Origin of the sequence: Meridianimarinicoccus aquatilis (genome assembly GCF_004358675.1) — a bacterium.
Classification (GTDB): domain Bacteria; phylum Pseudomonadota; class Alphaproteobacteria; order Rhodobacterales; family Rhodobacteraceae; genus Meridianimarinicoccus; species Meridianimarinicoccus aquatilis.
Genome location: NZ_SMZO01000108.1, coordinates 1 through 5,662 on the forward strand (window position 1 = coordinate 1; position 5,662 = coordinate 5,662).

Here is a 5,662-nt window from a genome sequence, read left to right on the forward strand (position 1 = left end):
GGGACTGTTGCGTTAATTTGCGCGTGTTGAGCTTTCCCTGATGGCACAGGTGGTTACGTGGCGGTTTTGAAGAGGCTGGCGATGAATTCAATCTCGCCTCTGACGCCGGGTTGTTTGTGGTGGATATGGCCGCGTTTGATGGTCCGAATCGTTTCGACTCCGCTGAGGGTCGCTTTGGCGGATCGGAGCGAGCGGAAACTCTGGCGATAGCCAAGGAGCCGTTTCATTGCGGCGTGGTCGCTCTCGATCAGGTTGTTTCGCCATTTCCGGTCAATGTGACGGATGCTGTCGAAGTGCGGGTCATATCGGTGGTTGATCTCGCGGATGACGCGCCGGTAGGCGTGTGCCTTGTCGGTGCAGATTGTTACCGGCCGGTGGAGCCGCACGCGCTCGATCGCCTTGCAAAGAAAGGCTTTCGCGGCCTTCGCATCGCGTCTTGCGGTCAGCCGAAAGTCAACCATCTGCCCGTTGGCATCGATCGCGCGCCAGAGGTAGCGCCACTTGCCGCCGACGCGGATATACGTTTCGTCCACATGCCAATCAACGCTGCCGCGGCGCAGATGCCGTTCGGTGCGCCGCGTCAGCTCCGGGCCAAACTTCTGGACCCAGCGATACACGGTCGACCGATCGACGTTGACGCCGCGCTCCGCCAGAAGATCCACAACATCTTGGTAGGACAGCGGGAAGCGCAGATACCAGCGTACGGCGCACAGGATGATCTCACGTGGAAAACGATGGTGCTTGAACGGTGATTTATGCGGCATCGAGAACCTCCAAAGCCACATCGTCGCTACGAAACGAAGCTAATGCAACAGTCCCGCTTTGCCACACGCTCGGAGGCAGTTTCGACCTGCCGCACGCAGACACGCACGCGATCGTCCTGCCTCATGCGATCCACTACAATGCTGACGCCGTTGCCGACCTATTGAAACCGGTCACTTTGATTTTTGAGGGAGACGCGCCGGGTTCTGCGCTCTGGGCTTTTGCCAATAAACTCGGTGCGCCGTTAGCGCTCAAGGATCTTGGTTTAAACGAAACCGACCTGGATCGCGCGACCGAGGTCGCGCTGTCGAAACCCTATTGGAACCCCCGGGAGATCACCGCCACCGGCATCCGCGCGCTTTTGCAGGACGCCTGGAGCGGGGCCGCCCCCGGCACGACGGCAGAGTGAAACATCTATGACAAAGCAAGCCGAAATTCCCGATTTTATCAAAGCCCTGCCCAAAGCGTATTTCACCGAGGCGGATTCCGCTGAGGTCGTCACCGGGCAGAATGTGAATGCCAAGGACGCTCGTCTGAAGCAGGTCATGGAGATCATCACCCGTCACCTGCATGCAGCGATCAAAGAGATCGAGCCGACACAGGAAGAATGGATGAAGGCGATCCTCTACCTCACCGCCACGGGTCACAAAAGCGACGACTGGCGGCAGGAATTCATTCTGTTGTCCGACGTACTTGGCGTTTCAATGCTGGTAGATGCGATCAATTCGCGCCGTCCCAAGGGTGCGTCCGAGAATACGGTGCTTGGACCCTTCCATATTGGCGGAACGCCCGAATACGAGATGGGTTTCAACATCTGCCTGGATGGCAAGGGCGAAGACATGGTCGCTCGCGGACGGGTGTTGGATGTCGATGGCAATCCGCTGGAGGGCGTTAAGATTGACGTTTGGCAAGCCAATGACGAAGGCTTTTATGACGTTCAGCAAAAGGGCATTCAGCCTGATTTCAATCTGCGTGGTGTATTCCGCACCGGGGCCGATGGAACGTACTGGTTCAAAGCCGTACGCCCCCAGCACTATTCCATCCCCGATGATGGGCCCGTTGGAGAATTGCTATACGCGCTCGGCCGCCACCCCTATCGACCGGCGCATCTGCACTACATCCTCTCGAAAGAAGGGTATGACGAGGTCACAACCCACATCTTTGACCCCGATGACATCTACATCAACAACGACGCCGTGTTCGGCGTGAAAGAAAGCCTGATCGCCGAGTTTGTGAAGGTCGAAGACCCCGCAAAGATCGCTGAGATGGGCTTTGAAGGTCCCTTCTATTGGGACGTTAAGTTCGATTTTGTCCTGGCGCCGAAGACGTAGGAAATGGCGTCTCCGTGCATCATATGTGTCGCCATTACTGGGTCATTGCCACGAAAGGCCATGAATCCGGCGGTTCCAATCTCGGTGTCCGAGCAGGTCGAAAGCACCCATGAAGCTTTCGAGGCTGGAGCTGCAATTTGCCACGCGCATGTTCGCAACGAAGATGAGACGCCGTCCAGTGATCCAGAGAAATTCGCGCGGCTAAAAGACGGCATTGAACAGCATTGTCCCGGTATGATTGTGCAGTTTTCGACGGGCGGTCGTTCCGGAGCGGGCAAGGACCGAGGAGGCATGTTAAGTCTGCGTCCGGATATGGCGTCGTTAAGTGTCGGGTCGAATAACTTTCCAACTCGCGTCTATGAAAACCCACCCGATCTGATCGATTGGTTGGCCGCTGAAATGCGCGCCCATGACATCAAACCCGAAGTCGAGGCATTTGACCTCAGTCACATCCTGAAAGCCGCTGAAATGCACAAGGCCGGTGCGATCGCCGGGACGCCGTATGTTCAGTTTGTCATGGGCGTCAAGAACGCCATGCCTGCTGATCGACATGTGTTCGATTTCTATGTCCAAACAGTCAACCGGCTTTTCCCAGGCGCACCGTGGTGCGCCGCCGGTATTGGACGAGAACAGGCGACGTTGAACGAATGGGCCATTGCGTCTGGCGGCCATGCCAGAACAGGTCTTGAGGACAACATCCGTCTCGACCGCGACACACTGGCCCCCTCCAACGCGGCCCTCGTTCGAAGAACGGCAGAGATCTGCGCAACCCACGGTCGCCCGATTGCAACGCCATCCCAAGCACGCAGCATTCTTGGCCTCAGGCGGGTTTGAAAGGAACATACATGTCAGACACTGATACTCTCGACAATGAAGCCCGCAGTTCTGCCGCAGCATTTCAAGCCCGTGGTCTTTTGGCTGACGAAACGACCCTGCAACTGCTGTTTACCGAAGCCCGCACGCATTACGGCTGGCAAGATCGCGACGTCAGCGAAGATGCACTGAGGTCGCTTTACGACATCGCAAAGATGGGCCCGACGTCCATGAACCAGCAGCCGATGCGGGTCATCTTTGTCCGATCAGACGCGGCGAAGGATCGACTTGAGCCAGCGCTCTTCGAAGGCAATCGGCCCAAGATGCGCAGCGCTCCGGTCACGGCGATTATCGCTTATGATCTCAACTTCTGGGAGGAACTCCCCAACACCTTCCCGCCAAATCCTGATGCCCAAGAAATCTTCAAGAACAACGCAACGGCTGCGCAGGTGAACGCATTTCGAAACGGCACGTTGCAGGGCGCTTACTTCATGTTGGCGGCGCGCGCCGTTGGATTGGACGTCGGCGGAATGTCGGGGTTCGACAATGCCAAGGTTGACGAGGAGTTTTTCCACGGCTCGTCGCTGAAATCGAATTTTCTGGTGAACCTTGGATACGCCGATACTTCGAAGATCTTCCGAAGATTGCCGCGCCTCGACTTCGAAACCGTTTGCGAAACGATCTGAGTGGCGAAGACAATGGCCGAACCGACAATCACCAAGGACGACATCCTGAAAGCCACGGAAGGGATGCTGCAAAAGCAATTTTACGTGGTGTCTACAAGCCCCATTGATGGGATGGGGCCGGTCATGGCGGCCTTGGAAGAGCACTTGGCGTTCTTGGTCAAACTTGGCCAGGATGGGATCCTTTTTGGCGCGGGACCTCACTGGGCCGACGATGAACACAGCTGGAACGGCGAAGGCATGGTGATCCTGCGCGCCGACAGTCTTGCCCATGCCAACAAGATCGCCGGTGAGGACCCGATGCACTCAACTGGCGCACGAAAGTTCACGGTTCGACCGTGGCTTCTCAACGAAGGTGGAATGAGCGTTCAAATCGATTTTTCGACCGGCTCTTACACCGTCACCTGAACAAAACTAGGGAGGAAAAAATGAAACATTTCATTTCAGCAGCGGCAATCTCGCTCGCGGGCGTTGCAGCCCAGGCAGAGACCTATGAACTGACCATGGCATCAAGTCACCCAACGGTACTGCCGTGGGTTGGCCAGCTGTCAACATTGGTCGTCGCCGAAACCAACAACCGCCTGGAGGCCATGGGGTCCGAAGACCGGGTCGAATGGACAGAGGCCTATGGCGGATCGCTTTACGGTTTCAAGGATACGCTGGAAGCTGTCGGCGACGGTCTGACCGATGCCGGTTGGGTTGGCACGCTACCGGGTCAGTTCTCAGTGACATTCAACAGAATGACCTCCCTGTGTTGACCTGTCCACATATAGACCATATGTCTGTAAGTGGATAAAGGAGGCTCGTTATGCAAATTGCAAACTTCTCAAACCCTTCGGTTCCCCCCGAGGGTGTGCAATTCCACACCATCTCCCGAGAGGATCGCGAGCGGACAAGTGCGCCGGGCTTGCGCGCCTTCCGGAGAATCGCCGATCGGTTCGACATGAGCGAAGTGGAACGTATAGCCATCCTCGGGGATCCGGGCCGCTCCACCTATCATCAATGGATGAAAAAGGCGCGTGAGCAGCAGTCGCTGACCCTGCCCCTTGATACGCTGTTACGAATTTCGGCCATACTTGGGATCTACAAGGCACTGACCATTCTGTTCGAGGATGAGAGTCAGGCGCTGGTCTGGTTGAGGGGGTCTCATCAGGGGACGCTCTTCGTCGGCGCTTCGCCCATGGCCTATATGCTGGAAGGTGGGCACGACGGTCTCATGTCCGTGCGCCGGTATCTTGACGCCTGGCGCGGCGGTAACACAGGGTTTGGGGTAGCTGAGGGCAGCTTTGAGGCGGTCACTGAAGACGATCTCGTCTTTGCATGAAAATTGCCGATTACGCGGTCGCGCGCGCACCCGCGGGCACGACACGCCTTATCCCCTCGCGGTTTCCGCCGATCCACGCCTTTGACGCAGTCACCACCCCCGATGACCTTGACGCCGTCATGGAACTGGAAGGTTGGACAAACGATCGCCTCGTAAGCCCGCGGCTCGCGCGCCTGCCCCGCGCGGAATGGGTGTATGGCGTCCCGAACGCCAGCGTCGTCATGGCGGCGTTTCTGCACGGATCGCCCGGCGGTCTGCGGTTTTCTGATGCGAGCCTCGGGGCGTGGTATGGCTCGACCCATCCCAACACCGCGCTGCTGGAGGTTGCCAACGGGCTGCGCAAGGAGATCGCGCTGAGCGCCTTGACGCAGAAATCCGAAACGTATCGCCAATACAAGGCGGACCTTGATGGAGACTATGTCGACATTTTCGGAGCGCATCCGGAATATCATGATCCCGACGATGCAAGTTACCCTGTAGCGCAGGCTTTTGGACGGCGCGTCCGTGATGAAGGCGCGCGTGCCGGTATCCGTTATGAAAGCGTGCGTCACGCCGGACATGCAAACTGGGTCTGCTTTCGCCCGCCCCTTATCCAGAATGTGACGCAGGCGAAGCACTTCCGGATCGAAGTGCCCCGAACCGGTCGTGTGGTTGTGCGCCAGGTCTCCTGATCAAGCGGCCACCACGGCTTTGCCAAGTTGTTTGACCTTGGCCGCAAAGAGCCTGGGAAGGCAAGGTCATGCGGTCAT

The 5,662-nt window shown here is 57.6% G+C and carries 9 protein-coding genes; 8 read left to right on the forward strand and 1 reads right to left on the reverse strand.

All coding sequences use genetic code 11. The features are described from left to right. Positions 1–53: 53 nt before the first annotated feature. Positions 54–764 (reverse strand): IS6 family transposase, encoded by a 711-nt coding sequence (locus E2L05_RS20305; protein ID WP_133343683.1) that lies wholly within the window; start codon positions 762–764, stop codon positions 54–56. Between E2L05_RS20305 and E2L05_RS20310 the strand changes: the two genes are divergently transcribed. Genes E2L05_RS20310 through E2L05_RS20345 form a run of 8 tightly spaced genes read left to right on the forward strand, consistent with a single transcriptional unit; the run spans position 749 to position 5,584 of the window. Beyond that, complete coding sequence (locus E2L05_RS20310) at positions 749–1,171, forward strand: iron-containing alcohol dehydrogenase (protein WP_133344836.1); 423 nt, start codon at positions 749–751, stop codon at positions 1,169–1,171. The two genes, E2L05_RS20305 and E2L05_RS20310, sit on opposite strands and share 16 nt — an antisense overlap. Before the next feature lie 7 nt (positions 1,172–1,178). After that, positions 1,179–2,093, forward strand: coding sequence for an intradiol ring-cleavage dioxygenase (locus tag E2L05_RS20315; RefSeq protein WP_208016288.1), 915 nt, complete (start codon positions 1,179–1,181; stop codon positions 2,091–2,093). A 3-nt stretch (positions 2,094–2,096) separates the two neighbouring features. Then, complete coding sequence (locus tag E2L05_RS20320; RefSeq protein WP_133344838.1) at positions 2,097–2,927, forward strand: BKACE family enzyme; 831 nt, start codon at positions 2,097–2,099, stop codon at positions 2,925–2,927. Positions 2,928–2,938: 11 nt separating this feature from the next. Further along, positions 2,939–3,592, forward strand: a complete 654-nt coding sequence (locus E2L05_RS20325; protein ID WP_133344840.1) for a malonic semialdehyde reductase — start codon at positions 2,939–2,941, stop codon at positions 3,590–3,592. A gap of 12 nt (positions 3,593–3,604) precedes the next feature. Then, positions 3,605–3,997: a YciI family protein gene (locus E2L05_RS20330; RefSeq protein ID WP_133344842.1), complete on the forward strand. Its 393-nt coding sequence runs from the start codon at positions 3,605–3,607 to the stop codon at positions 3,995–3,997. Positions 3,998–4,017: 20 nt separating this feature from the next. Continuing rightward, the gene (locus E2L05_RS20335) at positions 4,018–4,347 is read left to right on the forward strand and encodes a hypothetical protein (RefSeq protein ID WP_208016289.1); all 330 of its coding nucleotides are present in this window, start codon (positions 4,018–4,020) and stop codon (positions 4,345–4,347) included. A 50-nt stretch (positions 4,348–4,397) separates the two neighbouring features. Then, positions 4,398–4,913: an antitoxin Xre/MbcA/ParS toxin-binding domain-containing protein gene (locus E2L05_RS20340; RefSeq protein ID WP_133344844.1), complete on the forward strand. Its 516-nt coding sequence runs from the start codon at positions 4,398–4,400 to the stop codon at positions 4,911–4,913. Beyond that, the gene (locus E2L05_RS20345; protein ID WP_208016290.1) at positions 4,910–5,584 is read left to right on the forward strand and encodes an RES family NAD+ phosphorylase; all 675 of its coding nucleotides are present in this window, start codon (positions 4,910–4,912) and stop codon (positions 5,582–5,584) included. Before E2L05_RS20340 ends, E2L05_RS20345 begins: the two co-directional genes overlap by 4 nt. Positions 5,585–5,662 lie beyond the last annotated feature (78 nt).